Annotated in this window: 15 protein-coding genes and 1 pseudogene; 11 read left to right on the top strand and 5 right to left on the bottom strand. The window is 54.2% G+C overall.

Annotated features, from left to right (window positions below; genetic code table 11):
* Positions 1–16: 16 nt before the first annotated feature.
* Positions 17–1,192: an acyl-CoA dehydrogenase family protein gene (locus tag ABWV33_RS21110; RefSeq protein ID WP_353333605.1), complete on the bottom strand. Its 1,176-nt coding sequence runs from the start codon at positions 1,190–1,192 to the stop codon at positions 17–19.
* Between the two features lie 85 nt (positions 1,193–1,277).
* Between ABWV33_RS21110 and ABWV33_RS21115 the strand changes: the two genes are divergently transcribed.
* The 3 genes from ABWV33_RS21115 to ABWV33_RS21125 are packed head-to-tail and all read left to right on the top strand — an operon-like array spanning position 1,278 to position 5,272.
* Positions 1,278–2,822: an acyl-CoA carboxylase subunit beta gene (locus tag ABWV33_RS21115; protein WP_353333607.1), complete on the top strand. Its 1,545-nt coding sequence runs from the start codon at positions 1,278–1,280 to the stop codon at positions 2,820–2,822.
* A gap of 8 nt (positions 2,823–2,830) precedes the next feature.
* Positions 2,831–4,813 (top strand): acetyl/propionyl/methylcrotonyl-CoA carboxylase subunit alpha, encoded by a 1,983-nt coding sequence (locus ABWV33_RS21120; RefSeq protein ID WP_353333609.1) that lies wholly within the window; start codon positions 2,831–2,833, stop codon positions 4,811–4,813.
* Positions 4,814–4,816: 3 nt separating this feature from the next.
* A complete protein-coding gene (locus ABWV33_RS21125) occupies positions 4,817–5,272 on the top strand; it encodes a MaoC family dehydratase (RefSeq protein ID WP_121997942.1) in 456 nt (151 codons plus the stop codon).
* 100 nt (positions 5,273–5,372) lie between these two features.
* Here the strand turns inward: ABWV33_RS21125 and ABWV33_RS21130 are convergent, their stop codons facing one another.
* The gene (locus ABWV33_RS21130; protein ID WP_162930651.1) at positions 5,373–5,795 is read right to left on the bottom strand and encodes a MarR family winged helix-turn-helix transcriptional regulator; all 423 of its coding nucleotides are present in this window, start codon (positions 5,793–5,795) and stop codon (positions 5,373–5,375) included.
* 129 nt (positions 5,796–5,924) lie between these two features.
* On the opposite strand from ABWV33_RS21130, the gene ABWV33_RS21135 reads away from it, so the two are divergent.
* From ABWV33_RS21135 to ABWV33_RS21170, 8 genes are all read left to right on the top strand, one after another.
* A complete protein-coding gene (locus ABWV33_RS21135; RefSeq protein ID WP_113824070.1) occupies positions 5,925–7,019 on the top strand; it encodes a substrate-binding domain-containing protein in 1,095 nt (364 codons plus the stop codon).
* Between the two features lie 130 nt (positions 7,020–7,149).
* The gene (locus tag ABWV33_RS21140; RefSeq protein WP_121998038.1) at positions 7,150–8,754 is read left to right on the top strand and encodes a flotillin domain-containing protein; all 1,605 of its coding nucleotides are present in this window, start codon (positions 7,150–7,152) and stop codon (positions 8,752–8,754) included.
* A gap of 45 nt (positions 8,755–8,799) precedes the next feature.
* The gene (locus ABWV33_RS21145; protein ID WP_113824069.1) at positions 8,800–10,020 is read left to right on the top strand and encodes an urea ABC transporter substrate-binding protein; all 1,221 of its coding nucleotides are present in this window, start codon (positions 8,800–8,802) and stop codon (positions 10,018–10,020) included.
* An 81-nt stretch (positions 10,021–10,101) separates the two neighbouring features.
* Positions 10,102–10,968 (top strand): ABC transporter permease subunit, encoded by an 867-nt coding sequence (locus tag ABWV33_RS21150; protein ID WP_215194366.1) that lies wholly within the window; start codon positions 10,102–10,104, stop codon positions 10,966–10,968.
* An 11-nt stretch (positions 10,969–10,979) separates the two neighbouring features.
* Positions 10,980–11,993: a branched-chain amino acid ABC transporter permease gene (locus ABWV33_RS21155; protein ID WP_251134634.1), complete on the top strand. Its 1,014-nt coding sequence runs from the start codon at positions 10,980–10,982 to the stop codon at positions 11,991–11,993.
* On the top strand, positions 11,986–12,702 hold the full coding sequence (locus tag ABWV33_RS21160; RefSeq protein ID WP_113824066.1) for an ABC transporter ATP-binding protein: 717 nt from the start codon (positions 11,986–11,988) through the stop codon (positions 12,700–12,702). Before ABWV33_RS21155 ends, ABWV33_RS21160 begins: the two co-directional genes overlap by 8 nt.
* Positions 12,702–15,077 carry an amidase gene (locus ABWV33_RS21165; protein WP_353333613.1) on the top strand — a complete coding sequence of 792 codons (2,376 nt, stop codon included), beginning with the start codon at positions 12,702–12,704 and terminating at the stop codon, positions 15,075–15,077. Before ABWV33_RS21160 ends, ABWV33_RS21165 begins: the two co-directional genes overlap by 1 nt.
* A 12-nt stretch (positions 15,078–15,089) precedes the next feature.
* On the top strand, positions 15,090–16,853 hold the full coding sequence (locus ABWV33_RS21170; protein ID WP_353333615.1) for an AMP-binding protein: 1,764 nt from the start codon (positions 15,090–15,092) through the stop codon (positions 16,851–16,853).
* A gap of 319 nt (positions 16,854–17,172) precedes the next feature.
* Here the strand turns inward: ABWV33_RS21170 and ABWV33_RS21175 are convergent, their stop codons facing one another.
* The 3 genes and pseudogenes from ABWV33_RS21175 to ABWV33_RS21185 all read right to left on the bottom strand — a co-directional run.
* Positions 17,173–19,773, bottom strand: coding sequence for a hypothetical protein (locus tag ABWV33_RS21175; RefSeq protein ID WP_353333617.1), 2,601 nt, complete (start codon positions 19,771–19,773; stop codon positions 17,173–17,175).
* Between the two features lie 171 nt (positions 19,774–19,944).
* Entirely contained in the window at positions 19,945–20,982 is a 1,038-nt protein-coding gene (locus ABWV33_RS21180; protein ID WP_353333619.1) for an AraC family transcriptional regulator ligand-binding domain-containing protein, read from the bottom strand.
* Between the two features lie 97 nt (positions 20,983–21,079).
* Positions 21,080–21,196 (bottom strand): annotated as a pseudogene (locus ABWV33_RS21185) (IS6 family transposase); the annotation flags it as partial.
* Positions 21,197–21,321: the final 125 nt, after the last annotated feature.

Here is a 21,321-nt window from a genome sequence, read left to right on the forward strand (position 1 = left end):
CCTGGATTCAAGAGGGTCACATCCGTTTGGCGACTTCTTCAAGCATCACTTCAGTTGCGCCGCCGCCAATGGCCTGAACACGCGCGTCTCGGGACATACGTTCAATGGCGCTTTCTCGCATGAACCCCATACCACCGTGATATTGAACGCAGGCATACATGACCTCATTCACCAACTCCCCACAATACGCTTTGAGCATGGACACCTCACGGACAAGGGTTTCGCCCTGCGCCGTACGCGCGGCCGTGGAATAGAGCATCTGGCGTCCCGCTTCGACCTTAGTCGACAGCTCCGCAAGACGGTTGCGAATAACTTGTTTGTCCCAAAGCGGCGCACCAAAGGCTTTACGATCCTTTACATATTGGACGGTCATCTCAATGGCGGCCTGCGCCTCGCCCATTGCCATTGCTCCCAGAACCAATCGCTCATTCTGAAAGTTCTTCATAATTTCATAAAACCCACGCCCTTCTTGGCCCAATATATTTTCCGCAGGCACCCGCACATCCACAAACGACAATTCCGCGGTGTCCGAGCTGTTCCAGCCATGTTTTTTCAAAGTTCTCGACACGGTGAATCCGGGTGTATCTTTCTCAACGATAAACATGGTCACGCTTTGGCTTGGGTGACCCTTTGGATCTGTCTTGGCTGCAATGCAATACACATCCCCCAGCACACCGTTGGTAATGAATGTCTTGGCCCCGTTCAGGAAATAGTAGTCACCCTCGCGCCGCGCCGTGGTGCGGATTCCTTTTACGTCAGAACCGGCATCAGGTTCCGTCACCCCCACCGCAGTGATGATTTCACCTGAAATCACGCGCGGCAGGTATTTCGCCTTTTGCGCCTCATTGCCTGCGTTGAAAATGTGAACCGATGCCATATCGGTATGAACAAGCGCCGTAATCGCAACGCCTGCATAAGTGCTGCGTCCCAACTCCTCGGCCAGAACAACCGTGGCTCGCTCATCCATACCTGAGCCACCAAATTGTTCTGGATAAGTGATACCAAAGAACCCCAATTCGCCCATCTTGCGCAACAGCGCGCGCGGCGTTGCGCCCTGCTCTTCCCATGCCTCAGCGTTGGGTTTGATTTCCTCCTCAACGAAACGACGAACTTGGGCGCGCAGCATGTGGTGCTCTTCTTCGAAAAAGAAATTGCTCGATGTGGTGGCATCAAAGCCAAGTGTCTGTGTCATTAGGATCTCCTCGTTCGGTGTGTTGACAGATTTTCTAACGGCCGTTAGGTAGAAACGCAAATCAAATCGAAACAAGGGCTCGACGATGACCACGATCACCGATCTTGTTGCTGAACTACGAGACAAACACAGACAGGCCTCTCAGGGCGGAGGCGACAAATCCCGCGCGCGCCACAGCAAGCGGAACAAAGTATTCGTTCGGGACCGGATCGAGATGATCCTTGATCCCAGAACCGCCTTTCTAGAGCTGTCTCCGCTGGCCGCGCATGGCCTTTATAACGCAGAGGTTCCCGGCGCCGGGATCGTGACCGGGATCGGCATGATCCACGACCGCCCCTGCATGATCATCGCCAATGATGCCACCACCAAAGGCGGATCGTTCTTTGCCGAAACTGTACGCAAACATTCACGGGCTCAGGACATCGCCGAACAACATACGCTGCCCTGTATCTACTTGGTAGATTGTGGTGGGGCTTTTTTGCCAGAACAGGACAGGGTGTTTCCCGACCAAGATCACTTTGGCGGTGGTTTCTGGCGGCAATGTCGCATGTCAGCAGCTGGAATACCGCAGATCTCGGTGGTCTTTGGCGGATGTACCGCAGGCGGAGCCTACATCCCTGCCCTGTCCGATCAGGTGATCATGGTCAAAGGAACCGGGCGCATCCACCTTGGCGGCCCGCCAATCGTAAAGGCGGCGATCAATGAAATTGTCGATGGTGAAACCCTTGGCGGTGCCGAAATGCACACCACCGTTTCGGGTGTCAGCGACCATATTGCCCCGGACGAGGAAACCGCGTTGCAAAAGCTGCGCGAGATCGTGGCAAATCTGGGTGACACGCGCCGGATCATACCACCTGCGCAGCCCGCCCGCGCCCCCGAAACCGAACACGGTGAAACCCAAGACCATGCCCCAATCGATTTGAAGCGCCCAATCAATATGCGGGCGCTGATCAAAACCATAGTGGATGGGTCAATTTTTTCTGAATTCAAACCTGACTATGGCAAAAGCCTGATCACTGGGTTTGCCCATATTCACGGCTATCCGGTGGGCATTTTGGCCAACGACGGCGCGTTGTTTTCCGAAAGTTCGCTTAAGGGTGCGCATTTCATCGAACTCTGTGATCAACGCCAGATCCCGCTGATCTTTTTGCAAAACATCACAGGTTTTATGGTCGGTACAGATGCCGAACGCGGCGGAATTGCCAAGCATTCTGCCAAGCTGGTCTATGCGGTCTCAAACGCGCGTGTGCCAAAATACACCATTCTTGTTGGCGGTTCATACGGGGCCGGAAACTATGGCATGTGCGGGCGTGGGTTTCGCCCACGGTTCCTGTTTTCATGGCCCAATTCACGCATCGCCACGATGAGCCCTGAGGTCGCCTCGACCGTGGTCACGGCCCTGCGCCGAACAAGTTTAAAATCCCCCGCAACCGAAGATGACATTGCCGCATTAGACGCCCGAACTCGGGCCCAGTTCGAAGAACAATCAGACCCCTATTATGCCACCGCTCGCCTTTGGGATGACGGCATCATTGAACCCAATCAAACCCGCGACGTTCTGAGCCTGTGCCTGTCACTGGCAGCTGGCGAAGATCAAGATACCGGCGCCCGCCCCGTTTACAGGATGTGAGATCAAAAATGTTTGAGTCAGTTCTCATCGCGAACCGTGGTGAAATCGCTTGCCGCATCATCAAAACCGCCCGCAAAATGGGGCTGCGCACTGTTGCGGTCTATTCTGATGCGGACGCTGACGCACTGCATGTGCAAATGGCGGATCAGGCCGTTAACATCGGTCCGCCCCCTGCAACAGAAAGCTATCTGTGCGCCGATCGTATACTTGAAGCCGCGCGCCAAACCCACGTAAACGCCATTCACCCCGGATATGGATTTCTGTCTGAACAGCCAGATCTGGTGACGGGTTGTGCCGAAAACGGAGTGATTTGGGTTGGGCCTCATCTTGATGCAATCCTGTCGATGGGGTCAAAAATCGAGGCCAAAAAAATAGCCCAGAATGCGGGTGTTCCCTGTATTCCCGGCTATTCAGATCAGGATCAATCAGACAAAACGCTGATCTCGTCGGCACTAGGAGTTGGCCTGCCGGTCATGATCAAGGCCAGCGCTGGCGGCGGCGGCAAAGGCATGCGGGCCGTCTTTAATGCCGCAGAACTGGCAGCGGCCATTGCCTCGGCGCGGACAGAAGCAAAGCGAGCTTTTGGCGATGATCGGCTGTTGGTGGAAAAGCTGATCCAAAACCCACGCCATATCGAAGTCCAGCTTTTGGGCGACAAACATGGGAACATGCTGCATCTGTTTGAACGCGATTGCTCTGTTCAACGCAACCACCAGAAATTGCTGGAAGAAGCCCCCGCCCCAAACTTGCGCGATGACACCCGCACCGCTCTGCATGAAACCGCAGTCAGGCTAGGGCGCACCATGAGGTATGACAGCACCGGTACTGTCGAATTCATCATGAATGCTGAAACCGAAACCTTTTATTTCCTCGAAGTGAACACCCGACTGCAAGTCGAACACACCGTCACCGAAGAAATCACCGGGTTGGATCTGTTGGAGCAGCAATTCCGCGTGGCATCGGGCGAAGCGCTGCACTTTACGCAGGACCAAGTCACCTGCACAGGTCACGCGATCGAGGCGCGATTAACTGCAGAAGACGCCGCTGACAATTTCCGCCCAGAAACAGGCACTATTCTCCATTGGGCCACTGACCCCAACTTACGCTGCGACAGCGGAGTTCAGACCGGATCGGTCATTGGTGCCAACTATGACTCGATGGTTGCCAAACTGATTGCCCATGGCAGTGATCGGGACATTGCCTGCCGCAAACTTGCCAAAGGTTTGGAACAGCTCGAGGTGGCAGGCCTCAAAACCAACCGGCTCTTCTTACGCGACGCGATCCAGCGTGATCGCTTTGCAACCGGCCGCGCCACGACAGATTTCCTGTTTGAGGAATGGCCAGAAGGGTGGCAGCCAACACAGACCGACACCTTTGCCATCGCAGCGCTTGCTTTGCATATTCAGGACCGTACGGCATTGTCACCATGGACTTCGCTGGGCGGGTTTCGCCTGTTGCAAAGCTCGGGCCATCCGGCAACGACAACGTATCGCGACACCCAAGACACCGACCTACGGCTCGACATTACTGAAACACCTGATGGATATGTGCTCAGCACTCCGACTGCATCGGGACCGGTTCAGGTGAAACGAACCAATAGCACCCAGCTGACCATCACACGTAACGGTGTCCAGAACACTGTTGGGGCTTTGGTTCGTAACGGTAGAACCCATGTGTGGGGCCATGACTTTGATGCAATCCACGAGGTCCTCCCTCTGGGGGACTTTGACGCCGCCAAACAGGGTACAAATGCCCCCTCACCCCATCAGATCATTGCACCAATGCCAGGTTTGATTGTCGAACTTCGCGCCACCCCAAACGCAACAGTGACTGCTGGTGAAACCTTGGTGGTGATGGAATCAATGAAACTTTTGATGGAGCTCAAAGCGGCGGTCCCCGGCACAATAGGCGAAATCAAAACCGGTGCCGGCGAAACCGTCGATGCCAACGCAATGCTGATACAGCTTATCCCATCCGAAAAAGAGGATTGAACAATGGCAGGACTCTGGTTCGAAGAATTCACCCAAGGCATGGTGATTGATCACGCAATCACCCGCACAATCACCGAAGCAGACAACATGTTCTTTTGCTCGTTGACCTACAATTCGCAGCCCTTGCATATCGACCACCACTTTGCGGAACAAACAGAATTCGGCAAACCGCTGGTCAATTCCTTGTTCACGCTGGGTGCGATGATCGGAATGACGGTTAATGAAACCACTCATGGCACCACAATCGCCAATCTTGGGATGACCGAGGTAAATTTTCCCGCGCCGGTGTTCCACGGTGACACCCTGCATATCCGAACGACTGTTGCTGAATGCCGCGAAAGCAAGTCCCGCCCGAACGCAGGTATCGTGAACTTTGTGCACGAAGCGTTCAACCAGGATGATACTCTGGTCGCAGTCTGCAAACGAGCGGCCTTCATGCACAAAAAGCCCTGTGCATGAAAATGGCCAATCGATACCCCGCATCTAAGCTACCTGCGCGCACTTATCGTGTACGGCGACTCCGCCCGGTTAACGTGACAGCACCCTAATATACGCCCCGTTAGATCAGCTTGGACAAAAGTTGCATCAACAGCGCGCTATCTTGCATATCGAATTGTTCTGTCAACGCGCGATCTTCGTCTTCTACATCTTGGCGAATTTGCAGCATACGCATCCGCCCAAGGTTGGTCAGAAGAAGATTAATTTGACGCTGGTCGGCGGTTGAGATTTGGCGATGCACCAAGCCGTCGGATACCATCCGGTCAACCAACTTGCTTAACGCAGAGGGATTTAACAAGGCGCGCTTAGCCAGTTCGCCCATAGTCAGCTTTTCACTCTGATCCAGACATTCCATTATGCGCCATGCTTCGATTTGAATGCCGTGCTTCTTCAGACGCGCATTCAGCAATTGATTGACTGTCCTATGTGCTGCGGCCAACGCATAGGAAAGGTGCCTGTCAAAGGGATCGAGTTGGGTTGTCATCATCCGCCTCAAGTTTTCATTCAGTTCGAAATTAGTTGACTTGGAAAACAATTTCAATTGCAATATGCGCTTTAACCGCCGCGACCTCTGGAGGATCTTGCGCTGGGACGCCGACCCGAAGATTTGGCAATGCCGATTGAACTTGCGGACCTCCGCGAGCACGGCAATTTGCACGCCTCCGGCAGTTTCCGCGTTGCCCTTCTGATCCCCATGTGTGGTCCTGCCGGAATTTGGGCTGCATCGTGTATATCCAGTGCGCAGGTTGCAGTGGCAGAATTGAATCGCAGCGATGGCATTCAAGGACGCCGCGTGCAACTTATAATGATTGATGCTGCAGTCGAGGCTGGTGAACCGATCGAGGAAATTGTGAACGAGCTGATCGAGCTCGGTGCGATTGACGCAATTGTTGGCATGCACCTAAGCGCAGTGCGCCAGCGACTTTCCAAAGTTGTACGGCAACGAGTCCCCTACATTTATACACCGCTTTATGAAGGGGGCGAGACGACGCCGGGTTTGTTTGCCATTGGTGAAACCCCGCAAGAACAGCTTGGTCCCGCAATGGCGATGCTTCAACAGCGCTTTCGACCACGTAAGTGGGCACTCATTGGCAACGACTATGTCTGGCCGCGCAGTTCCCATAGCTTTGCAAAGACCTGCCTCAAAAACATGGAGGTGGACCTCGCAATGGAATGCTACGTGCCCTTTGGTCTACCCAGCATGACCAAACTGGTCGACCGATTGGAGGCCTCTGGTGCAGACGCGGTTCTTGTTTCACTGGTCGGTCAAGATGCGGTAAATTTCAATCGAGAATTCGGTCGGCGTGGGTTACACAGATCCATTTTGCGTCTGTCCTGCGCCTTGGAAGAAAACGGATTGATGGCCTGTGGCGAAGGCAATCTGGAAAGTCACTTTTCGGTCTCATCCTATTTTGGATCTATTTCAACTGACGCAAACAATTGCTTCAAAGAGCGATATTATGCCTTGCATGGTGAAACCGGGCCCGCGTTGAACGCGATTGGGCAATCTACCTACGAAGGGCTGCATTACTTGTCTGGCCTGCTGCAAGATTTCGGCGATGTCTGGCAGGAACGTTCGACTCAGGATTATCTGCCAGTCGTTCACCAAAGTGGCCGTAGCTTTACCCGAAAGAATGGTTCAAAACGTCCGTCTGTCTACCTAGCTCGTGCGGATGGCATACAATTTTGCGACTTTAAGATGTTGTAAAATCTTACTAAATAGCAAATCATTTTCCAATTCAAATAAAGTACTTGAAATGGAAAATGAAATCCTCCACCGTGATTGACATCGGCTCCGACCCCTTGGTCGGGTGCACAATGCGACGGGGGATTCCGATTTGTTCTGGTTATTGGCAGTTGCCATTTTTGCGATCACGTTGCTGATTGGAATATGGTTTTTGCAACGGTTCTATGCGAAGGCGTCACTGGACAGTGCTCTGGTACGTACCGGCTTGGGCGGGCGTCGCGTGTTAATGGACAGCGGATGTTTGGTCCTGCCGATCGTGCATCAAGCACAACGTGTTTCCATGCATACGAACACAGTCACCCTCTCCCGCACAGGGCCTGAAGCAGTGCTGACTGCTGACCCTTTGCGCGCCGATATCTCAATGAAGTTTGAATTGCGGGTCGCACCGGACACCGACAGCATTGCCGTCGCAGCACAGGCTTTCGGCCGTCGGATTGCACGAGGGGGCGAAGCCTTTGAAGAGGCCCTCGCGGGTCCATTGGCCAATGCCATACAAACTGCTGCTGCCACACGGGATCTGAATAACATCCATCTAGAACGCGCAGCATTCACTGCTGAAGTCGCGAAGGTTGCGACCGAGCACGCCGAACGCTTAGGTTTGGAACTGGTGACCGCTGCCCTTGTTTCGATCGACCAAAGTGATTTTGCCCAACGCGACGAGAACAACACCTTCAACGCGCGCGGTATGAGACGACTGGCCGAAATGGTTGCTGAAGAACGCAAAGCCCGGATCGCGGTAGAAACCAGTACTGAAGTGGCCGTTAGGGAATATCGCTTGTCGCAACATCAGCGCCAGATGGATCTGCAACGTTCTGAGCGCGAGACGGAGATTGCCCAACAAGAGCACCTAGCCAAACTTGAAGTTGAAGCCGAGAGTCGCTCCGCTCAGGCCCGCACTGAGGCAAAACAAGCATCAGAGACAATGCGCATCCGACAAGAGCAGGAAACCAAATCCGCGCAGGTCACAAATGACGAAGCTTTGCGCAAAATAGAAATGCAAGCGTTGCTCGAACTAGAAGAAGCCAAGATCGCAAATGATATTCAGTTGGCACAGTCACGGGCGAAAGAAGCGCAGGCCAAAGCTGCAGAAGAAGAAGCCCGCGCACAGGTCATTCTAGCAGCCGAAAGTGTGCAGACACAAAAAGAGCGTGCCGTCACTCTGCGCGAAAAGGAAATAGCCAAGCTCACGCAAGAGCGGGACATCGAGCTTGAAGGCAGCCGCGTGAAAAGCGACGTCAGCATTTTGCTGGCACGCGCACAGGCCGACGCCTCTGCACGGACAGCGATGGCCAGCGCAGAAAAAGCCGCGATGGAGGCGGAGGCCGCTGGTCAGACCGCGCTCAATTCCGCTGAAAACACGCTGAGTGATGCTGTCATTCGCATGCGTCTAGAAGAACACAAACTCGAAAAGATGCCCGAGATCATGACGCAGATGATGAAGCCTGTCGAAAAGATCGACTCGATCCGCATCAACCAGATCAGCGGGCCTGGTGGGGGTGCTTCTGCGGGTGGCGAAGGTGTTGATAGCGCCTTTGGGGCCGCAATGGATCAAATCCTTGGCATGGCCGTGCGCCTTCCTGCGATGAAACAGATGGGCGAAGAAATCGGGCTTGATTTTGACGCACAAACTGCCGGGCGAACCGCAGATTATGCCAATCGTATCAAGGCAAAAGACGACCAAAAACCGAAAGAGTGATTTCAATCACCCCTTATCCATAACCTTACCGACGGAGGACTTTTCATGTCTCTGACCAGGAGAGAATTACTTGGCGGCGCAGCTGCCGTTAGCGCGGCGGCCATGTTGCCCAAGGCGGCCATGTCGGCGGATAAAATCCAGCTTGGCTCGATCCTAGATACTTCAGGCATCTTTGACGCCTATGGCAAGCCGATGGATCAGGCCATGCGCCTGGCCGTCAAAGAGATCAACGCCGGGGGCGGTCTTTTGGACCGGCAAGTTGAAGTCGCGGCCTATGACACCCAATCAGACATGGCGCTCTATTCGCAGTATGCTCAGCAGTTGACCCGTCAGGATCAGGTTGACGTGGTGCATGGTGGTATTCTGTCTGCCTCGCGTGAGGCGATCCGCCAGACGATGCGCAAGACCAAGACACTGTATTTCTACAACGTGCAATACGAAGGTGGCGTTTGTGACCGCAACATCTTTGTCACCGGCGTAACCCCTGCCCAGCAGGTTGAAGTTTTGGTTCCCTACGCCATGAAAAAGTCTGGCCCAAAGGTCCATATCCTCGCGGCGGATTACAATTACGGTCAGATCACAGCGCGTTGGATTCAAAAGTTTGTCGAAGAAAACGGCGGCGAGGTTGTAGCGACCGATTTCTTCCCTCTGGATGTGTCTGACTTTGGCTCAACCATAACCAAAATCCAGCAAACGGCACCGGATTTGGTGTTCGCTCCACTTGTGGGCGGGGCGCATTTGTCTTTCTTCCGTCAATGGGCCGCAGCGGGTATGAAAGATAAGATCCCGTTGGCCTCAACAACAATGGGTGTCGGCAACGAACACAAGGTGCTTACCGCCGAAGAAGGCAACGGCATTATGGTTGCCTACAATTACAGCCAAGAGCTGGAGACCGCATCCAACGCCGCGTTCAAGGAAAAATGGCAGGCTGAGTACGGCGATACGACAGCCATTCATGAACTTGCTGTGTCCACCTATCAAGGCATCATGCTTTGGGCCGAAGGTGTGCGTAAAGCAGGCAGTATAGAACGTGATGCAGTCGTGGATGCGCTCGAGACCGGCATTTCTATCGAAGGTCCTGCCGGTAAGGTCACCATTGATCCGCAAACCCACCATGCCACAGTCGATGTACACATCATGGAGTTCGATGGTCAGGGCATGAAAGTGATAGAAACGCTGCCACAACGAGCCCCCATCGACACGCAGGCGGTTTGTGATTTGCAGGCGAACCCAGACGACAACACTCAATACGAAATCGAAATCTGATTTTTCGGTGTCTTCCGATCAGGGCAACGCAAGCTGCCCTGGTCCAGACTTTCAATTCGCAAGCAGCAGATAGCAGGCACTATGGACCTCAGTTTCGTCATCCTCGTTGAAATGCTCTACGCCGTTGCATCACTGGTGCTGATAAGTGCGGGGCTGGCGGTGGTCTTTGGCATGATGAAGGTCATTAATTTGGCCCATGGCGAATTCATGATGATGGGGGGGTATGCGACCATCACTGCCGTCGGACTGGGCGTGAACGTCTTTGTCGCCATGTTGGTGATTGCGCCTATTGTCGTCGGGCTGATTGGCCTGATCGTTGAAAGGTTGGTGATCCGCCACCTTTATGGACGGTTGGTGGATACGATGCTGGCAACCTGGGGTCTTAGCCTTGTTTTTATTGGGCTTGCGACGATGATCTTTGGCAATACGACAACGGGCATCTCAACCCCGATCCCCGGTTTCGCAGTGGGCGATTATCAAATCAACGGCTACAACTTTTTTATTATCATTGTGACCATTCTCTTGGTCATCGCAATGTACGCGGTTTTGCGTGGCACAAGGGCAGGCTTGATCGCGCGGGGCACAATGCAACGCTCTGACATGGCAGCGGCGCTCGGCTACAGTCCGGATCGCATCTATATGATGACGTTTTTCTGTGGATCCGCGCTCTCGGGGCTTGCTGGCGCCGTGCTAGCCCCCTTGGTTGGCCTGGTGCCCACTTCGGGCGGGGCGTATATCGCCAAAGCCTTTATCACGGTTATTGCGGGCGGGCCTTCGTTGATCGCAGGGTTGGTCAGCTCGGCCACGTCGTTTGGACTGGTCAATCAGATTTTTACCTTTGCCATCTCACCCGTGATCGGAGAAGTCGCGCTGCTAATCGCAGCCGTGGTCCTTTTACGTGCCATGCCAAACGGGATCACCGGGCGTTTCTTTAAGGGCAAAATGTGATGAAGCGAACAATGTCTCAGGACGTTTTGATCACACTGGTGGTGTCCGCCCTGTTGATTTGGCTGATGCCCCTGCTGATCAGTACCTACACACTGACCGTTCTGGTAATCTACGGCATGCTCGGGTTGAGCCTTGGGTTGATCTGGGGCTTTGGGGGCATTCTGTGCTTTGGCCAAGCGGCATTCTTTGGGCTGGGTGCCTATACCTATGCCATCGCCGCGATCAACATTGGGGAAAGTACAGTCCCGATGATCCTCGCCGTGGTGGTACCCGCGATATTCGCCGCTCTTTTGGGGGCGATGATGTTTTATGGACGGCTGACCGATGTTTACCTCGGTGTTATTACACTGGTCGTCACGCTGATCTTGTTCAAATTCGTCAACTCGACCGCCGGCCCACAATATGTGATTGGCAAAGCGCGGCTGGGTGGGTTCAACGGCATACCGGGGTTTCAGACACTGAATGTGCCGGGTGACCCGAATGCATATATCTGGGGCGATCCTTACTTCTATGTATGCGCCGTAGCATTGGTGATTGTGTACCTGCTGGTCACATGGTTGCTGCGTTCGTCCTTTGGCCGCATGGCTTTGGGCATTCGCGAAAATGAGGTCCGGATGGGCCTGATGGGATACGATGTTGCCGCCCGCAAGACAGTGCTATTTGCCATTGGCGCAGCAATCGCGGGCCTTGCAGGCGCACTTTTTGCAAATTGGGGTGAGATCGTTACCCCCAATCTCTTTTCACTTGGTCAATCGGCCGAAATTATCATCTGGTGCATTGTTGGCGGCCTTGGCACACGGTTGGGCCCAATTGTTGGCGCTGCGGGACTGGCTTATCTCAAATTCATGCTTGGCCAGCAAAGCATGATCGACAACACGCTCATCACCGGGCTGATCCTTGTGTTGTTTGTTCTCTTCTTACCGCGCGGCCTAGTGCCTGCCATTGCGTCTCTTCTGAGCAGCATATTCGGACACACCAGGCGCAAGCCAAGCAATCGCCGCATGCGGAGAGCACGACATGGCTGAAACGGTATTGGAAACGCACGGTCTAACGATGCGCTTTGGCGGTGTCACAGCAAGTGACAACGTGAACTTCAAACTGAAAGAGCGTGAGTTGCGGTGTTTGATTGGCCCAAATGGTGCGGGCAAATCGACGTTCTTCAAATGTGTGACAGGTTTGTTAACCCCAACCGAAGGTCACGTTTACATGCGTGGCCAAGAGGTGACAGGCTGGCAACCTCACCAGATCGCAGCACTTGGCGTTGGTATCAAAACGCAAACCCCCAATGTCATGGATGCGCTGAGCGTGCATGAAAACATCTGGCTCGCGGCACGGCGTTTTAACAACGTAGCTGAATCACGGGCACGGGCGGATGCGATCATCGAACGGCTGGCCCTTGGGTCCATTGCACGCACGGAATTGGGACAGTTAGCGCACGGAGAAAGACAACGTGTAGAGTTGGGGATCGTCGCGGTTGCCGACCCATGGCTTGTCTTGCTCGATGAGCCCGCTGCAGGAATGAGCGCACAGGACGTCGATCGCATGACCGAAATCATCCACGAACTAACCCGTCGTGCAGCTGTCGTAATCGTGGAACATGACATGCAGTTTATCCGGTCAATCGCGGAAACCGTGACGGTGTTCCACCAAGGGGCCGTGTTGATGGAAGACCACGTTGATCAGGTCATGTCTGACCCTCACGTGCGCGCCGTTTATCTGGGAAAGAAAGCATAATGGCCGAAGAACGCGATACCTTGCTGTCGACCAAAGGCCTGTCTGGTGGGTATGGCAAAGTGCCGATCCTGCATGGCATCGACCTTGATGTCGCAGAAAACGAAGTCGTCGGCGTCTTAGGTCACAACGGCATGGGTAAAACCACGCTCCTCAAGACCTTGATGGGGTTTCTCCCGGCGACATCAGGACAGATTCATTACGATCAGCATAACATCACAGGATTGCCCCCAAATGCGCGCGCTCAGATGGGGGTGGGATACGTCCCACAGGGTCGGGGCATCTTTCCGCAGCTCTCCGTGCGCGACAATCTACGCTTTGCCTGGCATGATCATGGCACAGGGTCTGAAACCGATGTGATGGACGCAGTCCTTGCTGACTTCCCTCGCCTTACACGTCTGCTGGATCGCGATGGCGGTGCCTTGTCCGGCGGAGAGCAACAACTGCTTTCGCTCGCCCGGTGCCTGATGGGGGATCCGGATTTTCTGCTGCTGGACGAACCAACCGAAGGTATTCAACCTTCTATCATCGAAGAGATGTCTGAAACCCTGTTGAAATTGCGCGAGAAGCGCGGGCTTTCGATCCTGTTGGTCGAGCAGAATTTCGATTTCATAGCAGACCTTTCCGACCGGGTACTGGTGCTGGAACGCGGTCGGATAACCGGTACTTTGACCCGAGCTGAACTGTCCGATCAGTCCAAGGTCGATCAGTTTCTTGGGTTCGGAGCCGCACGTGGCACCCGTAAAAACACGGCTCGCTCAACGTCAGAAACAAACAAACCGAACAGCACCCAATCGTTCCCGCCTACACCTACGACAACACCTGAATTGCCTCTTCCGAAACTCCATGCCTCAACGGTGAATGCCATGACCATCAAACGTCCAACCCTTGCCCAAATGCGCAGCATGGCTGAACGCTTTGGCATGAGCCTGTCGGATGAGGACCTCGTTGAATACACTGAGATCATCGAACCTTATATGCAGGCCTATGACCGGCTTGACGCCATGCCGGATAACTTGCCCGAAGTGCGCTATCCCCGCAGCCCAGGCTATTTCCCGGACCCCACCGAGAACCAGCTAAACGCATGGTACGTCAAAACTGAAATACGCGGCGCCCCCGATGGCAAACTACGCGGCAAGCGGATTGCTCTGAAAGACACGATTTGTTTGGCGGGGGTCCCGATGATGAACGGGTCGTCGATCATGGAGGGCTACACGCCAGAGATCGACGCCACCATTGTCACCCGCATGCTGGATGCAGGGGCCGTGATCGCGGGCAAGGCGCATTGCGAGAATTTCTGCTTGTCCGGCGGGTCCCACACCAATGCCAAAGGGCCAATCCACAACCCCTTCAAACGCGGTTATATGGCGGGCGGATCCTCGGCCGGCTCGGCAGCTTTGGTTGCAGCAGGCGAGGTCGATATGGCGATCGCAGGGGATCAAGGTGGCTCCATCCGTATTCCTGCATCAAATTGCGGGTGCTATGGGATGAAACCCACACATGGCTTGGTTCCCTATACTGGTGCGATGCCGATTGAACAAACCATTGATCACCTCGGACCAGTCACCAACAACGTCGCCGATAATGCATTGTTGTTGGAAGTGTTGGCGGGTGAAGATGGGCTCGACCCAAGGCAATACAACCCCAAAGTCTACAGCTACACCGAAGCGCTTGGGCGCGGAGCACAGGGGTTGCACATCGGGGTCCTGATGGAAGGTTTCGGCCACCCCAACTCGGAATCGGATGTGGATCAAAAGGTTATGCAGGCCATTGAACGTTTTCGCGAACTCGGCGCGCGGGTAGAAGACGTTTCCATCCCCGAACATCACACCGCCATGGATGCATGGACCGCGATTACACTTGAAGGTCTGCAAGATGGTATGATGTGGGGCAACTCTACGGGTACGAATTACCGCGGGTTGTTCCTGCCGTCCATGACAGACCACATGGCACAATGGAAAGGGCGGGCGGATGAGCTGAGCCATTCCCTTAAGGCCTGTATGTTCGTTGGTGAGCATTTTCAGCGTCAGTATCGCGGCCGTTTCTACGGAAAGGCCCAAAATATCATGCGCCGGTGCAATGAACGCTATCTGGCCGCACTCAAGCAATACGATCTTCTTTTGATGCCAACACTGCCCATCAAACCACAAGAACACCCTCCTGTTGATTGCTCACTGAGCCTGTACGTGCAGCGTGCATTTGAAATGGTGCCCAATACGGCGCCCTTTAACGGTGGCTTACCCGCGATGAGCATCCCTTGCGGATTCAGCGAAGGGTTACCCATCGGTCTGCAACTCGTTGGACCGAACTATGGGGAAATGAAAATCTATCAGGCGGCACATGCCTTTGAACAATCAGGCGATTGGCGCACCATGTAAGGAGACCTCACTATGACGATCCTGAATGAAAGTATCGCAAGCCGTATTCAGCAGTTTGGACTGGATCAAAATGTTGGGGCGCAAAACAATCTCGCTCCGCGAGACGGTAAATCCTATGTGCAGGGCCCCAAGCATCCTGAATTGGCCTATGCTACTATTCCACAATTGTTGCGTGACGCTGTTTCGCGTTACGGCCCCCGCGATGCGCTGGTTTTTCCTGACATGCGCCTCAGCTATTATGACTTTGACCGTGCAGTGGATGCTCTGGCGTCTGGTTTTCTTGCGCTCGGGTTAGAAAAAGGCGATCGTCTTGGTATTTGGTCGCCCAATCGGTTGGAATGGGTTTTGACCCAATTTGCCACGGCGCGAATAGGCGTGGTTCTGGTGAATATCAATCCAGCCTATCGCCTGTCAGAGCTGGAATACGTCCTGAACAAAGTCGGATGCAAAGCATTAGTGCTGGCGCGGGCATTCAAATCTTCCGAATACCTTGAAATGATCCGAACACTTGCCCCAGAACTGGCAACGTCCGAACGCGGGCGGCTACATGCTAGCAAACTCCCCCATCTGCGGCACGTGATCGTGATGGATGAGTCACCCGATGAGGCAGGCATCTGGAGCTTTGAAGAAGTGTCGTCCCTTGGTGGTCCGGCACAGCAACTTCGGTTGCCCGAGATCGACCGAACCTTGCAACCGGATGAGGCAATCAACATCCAGTTTACCTCTGGAACAACGGGGCAGCCGAAGGGAGCGACCCTCTCACACTACAACATTGTCAATAATGCCCGCTTTGTGACTGATCGGATCAAATTGACTGAAAATGACCGTCTCGCCATTCCAGTCCCGCTTTACCATTGCTTTGGAATGGTCATGGGCGTGTTGGGTGCGGTTAGCAAAGGCGCCGCGATGGTCTTTCCCGGTGAAGGGTTTGATGCGCCTTCGACTCTGGCCGCGCTCGCGGACGAACGCTGCACGGCGCTCTACGGTGTACCAACTATGTTTGTGGCCATGTTGCAGGAATTATCGACAACCCCGCGCGATTTAACAGCCCTCCGCACCGGCGTAATGGCGGGCGCCCCCTGCCCCGTGGATGTGATGAAACAGGTCAATGATCAGATGCACATGAATGAGGTTACAATCTGCTACGGCATGACCGAAACCGCCCCTGTGTCTTTTCAAAGCTTCGTGGATGACACCACGCAACAGCGCTGCGAAACTGTGGGTCGCGTACACCCACATCTTGAGGTGAAAATTATTAACGAAGCCGGAGAGATCGTTCCGGTCGGCGTGCAGGGAGAGCTGTGCACGCGTGGCTATTCAGTCATGAAAGGCTATTGGCAGGACCCCACTCGCACCAACGAGGCCATCCGTGATGGCTGGATGCACACGGGCGATTTGGCGGTTCTGGACGCGGATGGGTTTTGCACCGTCACTGGCAGGGTCAAAGACATGATTATCCGTGGCGGCGAAAACATTTATCCGCGTGAGATCGAAGAGTTTCTGTTCAGCCACCCTAACGTCAGCGAAGCTCAGGTTTTTGGTGTGCCCGATCCGCGTTTAGGCGAAGAGGTTTGTGCATGGATCGTTCTCAAGCCAGGGAGTGTGCTGAGCGATTCAGCACTCAGAAGTTTCTGTGAGGGTCAAATCGCGCATTTCAAATTTCCGCGCTACATTCGCATCGTTGAAGACCTGCCTATGACGATCACCGGGAAACCGCAAAAATTTATCATGCGCGACCGTATGATCGAAGAACTGGATGGTGAAAGTTCTGCCTGATTGGAAAGCAGTGACGTGCCACCAGAAGCAGGGGATTACCCCCGGCCGTTCTTCAACCAATACCCATTGAGTCGTCAGGCTCGGTGCGTATGGTTCAGTAAACGTCTTAGATCGGCACCCCATCAGTGCTGGATCTGTCACGCCTAACACCAAAGAAAACAGCGCCATACCAAGTTCAATCTCGTAGACGAGTAACCTGCTGATCCTCAAAGCCGTGGCGACCGAAAAAAAACAAAACCCCGCCAGAGTATTACCAAGGCATACTCTGGCGAGGGCGGGATCAGGCTACATTGGCGCTTTTTCACCTGATCCGCACGCATCAACCCAAGCTAAAATCCAACGCAACCAGTTGCTGGATCAGAGCCCCACCCGGGTCGGTAATTTCATTCCAATCTTCAGCAGTCAAAGACCTCAAAGTCAGATCTTCGGCCTGAATCCCATTTAGGGTTGTGATGTTTCCACCATTGCCAAGCACCTCAATCAACAGATCCCCATCCGCCTCGCGGATCGAAACGTTCTCAGCGGCCAGCGCATTGAAATCGATGACATCTTCTTCGGGGTCAAACCCAAGGATGGTTATCTCGGACGCCCAATCCCACGTCACCTCGACCCGGTCCTGCGTGCCTTCAACAAACTGGATTTCGTCGCCAGAACCGGGTTCCCCATCTCCGTTTCCGGGATCGGTCCCGCCATCAGTATCTCCGGGATTTGTGCCGCCTCCCATGTCACCAGTGCGGGTTTGGTACCCGTCTGTGGTATCTCCGGCAGGCGCTGTTGGGGTCAACAAGACAGTGCGATCCACAAGTGTCACATCGTTCTGATCAAAGCCAAAAGGCACCTCAAGATTGTCTTCCATCACTTGATCATGATGAAACTCAACACGGCCCGGCACCAGATCGGCAAGTTCTACGCCCACCAGCGTCACGCTTTGCCCTGTCGGCAGCGAGGAAATCACCAGACCCCCATCCGTGTCTTCGACGCTCAGCCGTTCGCGGGTTCCGAAGTACAGAAAGCTGATTTTCTGCGTTGAAGGATCGAAATCATTCACCACCTCTTGGACACCATATTCGTGGCTGCGGACATAAACGGTGTCCGCGTTGCGCGGGCCAACGCCTTGTTCCCAACTCACCACGCCGCCCATATCCTGACGCAGGTGTTCATTGCCGACCACACCAAAGCTGTCGATGGTTACGGCTTCAAAGCCCACGCCTTTTACGACCTGCAACTGCGCGGACCACGGGCTATCTATCGCGATCTCACCCGCGGGGGTTTTGGTAACAATCATGCCGTGAACCGAAGTGCCGCCGAAATCGAGCTGATCCTGCGCAGGATCAAATCCGATGATATCATCCGCATTCACATCCGCGCGGTACCTTGCCCCACCTTCTACAGTCTCGCCCGTAATTACAGGCGGGTTTGACCCATCGCTGTCATAAACGACGCCATATCCAAGCCCATCGCCCGGATCGGTGATCGAGGTCCCTATAACCGACGCCACCTCATTCAACGCCGATTGTTCAGCGATCGAAAAATTGGACAACGTCAGATCAGACAGAGCGACCCCTTTCAGGATTGTAGTGGATAAGATCGCACCGGCTGAATCGGTCACAACGATCCGGGTGGTTAATCCCAGCGCATCGCCGCTTTCTTCAAATATCTGAAGGCGTTCCGCCGTAATTCCACCTTCAATGTGAACCATGTCCTTGGTTATATCGAACCCGTCGACAGTCTGATTGCCCGAGGTCAACGTAATGGTGGTCATGGTACCGTCCATTCCCCCATGGCCATCTCCGTCGCCATGGTCATCGCCGTCTCCGGGTTCCGTTGTGTCGGTCAAACTAACCAACTCTGCCCGCAAACTGGCGTCTAGGGCATTGATGTTGGTCGGAACCAGGTCCGCAAACGTCAAGCCCTGCAAGGTCAGTGTTTGATTGTTCGCCCCAACACTCAGAACAAGCCCCTGCTCGGCCTCTTCAATTTCCAATTGTTCGGCACTGAACCAATCAATGAACAACGTGTCCTGCGCCGGGTCAAAATCGGTCACGATCCGCGTCGCTCCCCAAGACCAAGTCACTACAACGTCGGCGTTTTCCTTGGTAATTGCCCCATTGGAAAACCCATCCCCCGCATCTGGATCCGGGGTCGGGGTCGGATCAGGATCAACCGGGTCGGGCCCACCCCCATCAGGCGTGCCAAGCCCCTCATCTCCGGTAATCCGACTCTCGAAAAACTCGATAGCCTCATCCACCGACGGGCCATCGTATCCTCCAAACTGATCGACATAGCGCAAGATGGACGTACCATACTCATCGTTTGACACCGCTCCGTTCAAAAGCAGGTTCAAGGTGCCAAAGGCCCCGCGCAAATGCGCCGCCGCCATGATCCCGGTCAAGGTCAGTTCGACCGTCACCTGCGTGCCATTGTCATTGTACGTGGTGGTGGTTCCCAAGAAGTCGTCCAGAGTTTTGCCCTGTTGCGCCAACCCGTTCTGAATAATTTTCAGATTGTGCCCAAAAGCTTCCTGAATGGCGACTTCCTGTGCGGCTTTGGTCTTGAGTTCGTCCAGGGAGTTCACCCCGTTCTTGCCGGTCCAGGCGCCGTCCCACGTGTTCGTGGATTCCCCATTTCCATAAAATTTGTCATCGTCGTAATAGCCAAGATCAATCAGCAACGCTTCGCCGAATTGGTACCCCACAAACCCAAGCGAATTGGTCGATTGATAGGACATCGCATCCCATTCCTGATCCGTCAGATCCCCCCAACTGGAATAGTTCGGAAAGAACTCTGTGACCGGCCCGCCCGCCCATTGGGTCAGCTGTGCATCGGAAATATTTCCACTTTCATAGCGGTCCCGGTCCCAACCAGATTCAAACGCCCTAAGCGCATCGCGAAATTCTACATAGCTGCCTTTTGATGTCATACCGGCTTCCTGTTGATCGTGAGTGGGCATGACGAAAAAGCGTCATGCAGGATCTTCAGGTGACACAAGGAGCGAACCATTGTCTTTGGCGCAAGAGCCAAGATTTGGTCATTTCACGCCACTTTTAAGATATGCGAACTTACGCCGATACAATCTAGGGTTATCGGCAAATTACAGCGCACTTCTGTATTTGAATGGTGTATCTCCGGCCCATCTGCGAAAGGCGGTGCCAAAGCTGCTTTGATCCGCAAAACCCAGCAGAAACCCGATTTCCGCCAAAGGCAGATTAGGATCCGCAAGGTAGTGACGCGCCAGATCGTACCGCAAATCCTCGATCACTTGGCGAAAGCTTAGCCCCTCGGCACTCAGCCGGCGCGACAAGGTGCGTGCGCTCAGCCCAAGCAATTGCGCAACAGAGGTCAGGGTCGGAACACCATGCGACAGACGAGGCAACACTACGGTATCAATCGCATCCCGGATCGACCCCCCATCGACACGCCGACGCTTGAGCAAAATATCCCCATACGCACGCAGATGTTGCAACAATCGGCTGTCCGCATTGTTCACCGGATGTTGCAACAGCTCAGGACACAGCTGAATTTCCAACCGCCGCGCGCCCAGACTGACGGGGCAGCCCAAAATCTGCGCCATCCCGTCGACATCGCTCTCTTGTCCATGAGCCAACCGCAGGTGCACCGCAGGATTTTGCCCAATCGTTGTCTGCATCATCTTGATGACCGCGGCAGCGGCAAATTCAGTATGCTGACGATGCTCCTGAATTTTGGGGTCCGTGTTTGACAACACGATGGTTGCCAGCCCCGGCGTTTTCTCGATCGACAACCGTGCCTTGGTGCGCGTGATTGGCATATAGCGCGCCAGCAAATCCAATTGATCGCTCAACGTATCAGCCGCCATCGAAATATAGGTCAAAATCGACCCTCGACGGGGATCATGCAATGTCCCGGCCTCGGCCCCAAACAGCGGATGGTTCAAACGATCAGCCAATCGATCCAACAACGCGGCCTCGTGGTTCTGCGTCACGGCCAATTCGTGCGTTGAACTGGTATCCGCAGGCAATCCAAGGCCCATCAGAACGGCAACACGGTCCTTCGGGTCCACTCTGGGATGAGCCAGTATCGCACTGGTCCAAAAATCCGGCACCAATGCAGGATGATCAAGCGGTAACGGGTTGGTATCAAGCAACTTCATGGGGGGATCTGAACTTAAATGGAATTTCCATCTGATCAATCAAACCAGACGTAATGTCAATTTAACGCCGCATCAAAGACCGCTCAAACCGGGCGTCGCGGCTTGTCCCCCCAAAGTTTGGTAATCGACACCCTTGCATCGTTCGCTCTCGCTTTCGGAAAGGCAGATGGCTGTTTTCAACGCGATTGTTCAACCCCTTGTGTGAGCGATAATCTCAGATGGAAAACGGTGGTGCTTGTAGATGATCGACGATTTTTACATCATGGTCGACCCGGTCACCCCCTGCAATCGGCGCATCGCGACGCTGTTATATGCCCTGCACAAACCCCAGACCAAAAA

The sequence above is a fragment of the Phaeobacter sp. NW0010-22 genome, assembly GCF_040365955.1.
GTDB lineage: Bacteria > Pseudomonadota > Alphaproteobacteria > Rhodobacterales > Rhodobacteraceae > OMPR01.

What these genes read in the sequence shown, in the direction of transcription:
- ABWV33_RS21110 (WP_353333605.1), bottom strand. Translation starts at nt 1,192, where the DNA reads ATGACACAGACACTTGGCTTTGATGCCACCACATCGAGCAATTTCTTT.
- ABWV33_RS21115 (WP_353333607.1), top strand. Translation starts at nt 1,278, where the DNA reads ATGACCACGATCACCGATCTTGTTGCTGAACTACGAGACAAACACAGA.
- ABWV33_RS21120 (WP_353333609.1), top strand. Translation starts at nt 2,831, where the DNA reads ATGTTTGAGTCAGTTCTCATCGCGAACCGTGGTGAAATCGCTTGCCGC.
- ABWV33_RS21125 (WP_121997942.1), top strand. Translation starts at nt 4,817, where the DNA reads ATGGCAGGACTCTGGTTCGAAGAATTCACCCAAGGCATGGTGATTGAT.
- ABWV33_RS21130 (WP_162930651.1), bottom strand. Translation starts at nt 5,795, where the DNA reads ATGACAACCCAACTCGATCCCTTTGACAGGCACCTTTCCTATGCGTTG.
- ABWV33_RS21135 (WP_113824070.1), top strand. Translation starts at nt 5,925, where the DNA reads ATGCCGATTGAACTTGCGGACCTCCGCGAGCACGGCAATTTGCACGCC.
- ABWV33_RS21145 (WP_113824069.1), top strand. Translation starts at nt 8,800, where the DNA reads ATGTCTCTGACCAGGAGAGAATTACTTGGCGGCGCAGCTGCCGTTAGC.
- ABWV33_RS21150 (WP_215194366.1), top strand. Translation starts at nt 10,102, where the DNA reads ATGGACCTCAGTTTCGTCATCCTCGTTGAAATGCTCTACGCCGTTGCA.
- ABWV33_RS21155 (WP_251134634.1), top strand. Translation starts at nt 10,980, where the DNA reads ATGTCTCAGGACGTTTTGATCACACTGGTGGTGTCCGCCCTGTTGATT.
- ABWV33_RS21160 (WP_113824066.1), top strand. Translation starts at nt 11,986, where the DNA reads ATGGCTGAAACGGTATTGGAAACGCACGGTCTAACGATGCGCTTTGGC.
- ABWV33_RS21165 (WP_353333613.1), top strand. Translation starts at nt 12,702, where the DNA reads ATGGCCGAAGAACGCGATACCTTGCTGTCGACCAAAGGCCTGTCTGGT.
- ABWV33_RS21170 (WP_353333615.1), top strand. Translation starts at nt 15,090, where the DNA reads ATGACGATCCTGAATGAAAGTATCGCAAGCCGTATTCAGCAGTTTGGA.
- ABWV33_RS21175 (WP_353333617.1), bottom strand. Translation starts at nt 19,773, where the DNA reads ATGACATCAAAAGGCAGCTATGTAGAATTTCGCGATGCGCTTAGGGCG.
- ABWV33_RS21180 (WP_353333619.1), bottom strand. Translation starts at nt 20,982, where the DNA reads ATGAAGTTGCTTGATACCAACCCGTTACCGCTTGATCATCCTGCATTG.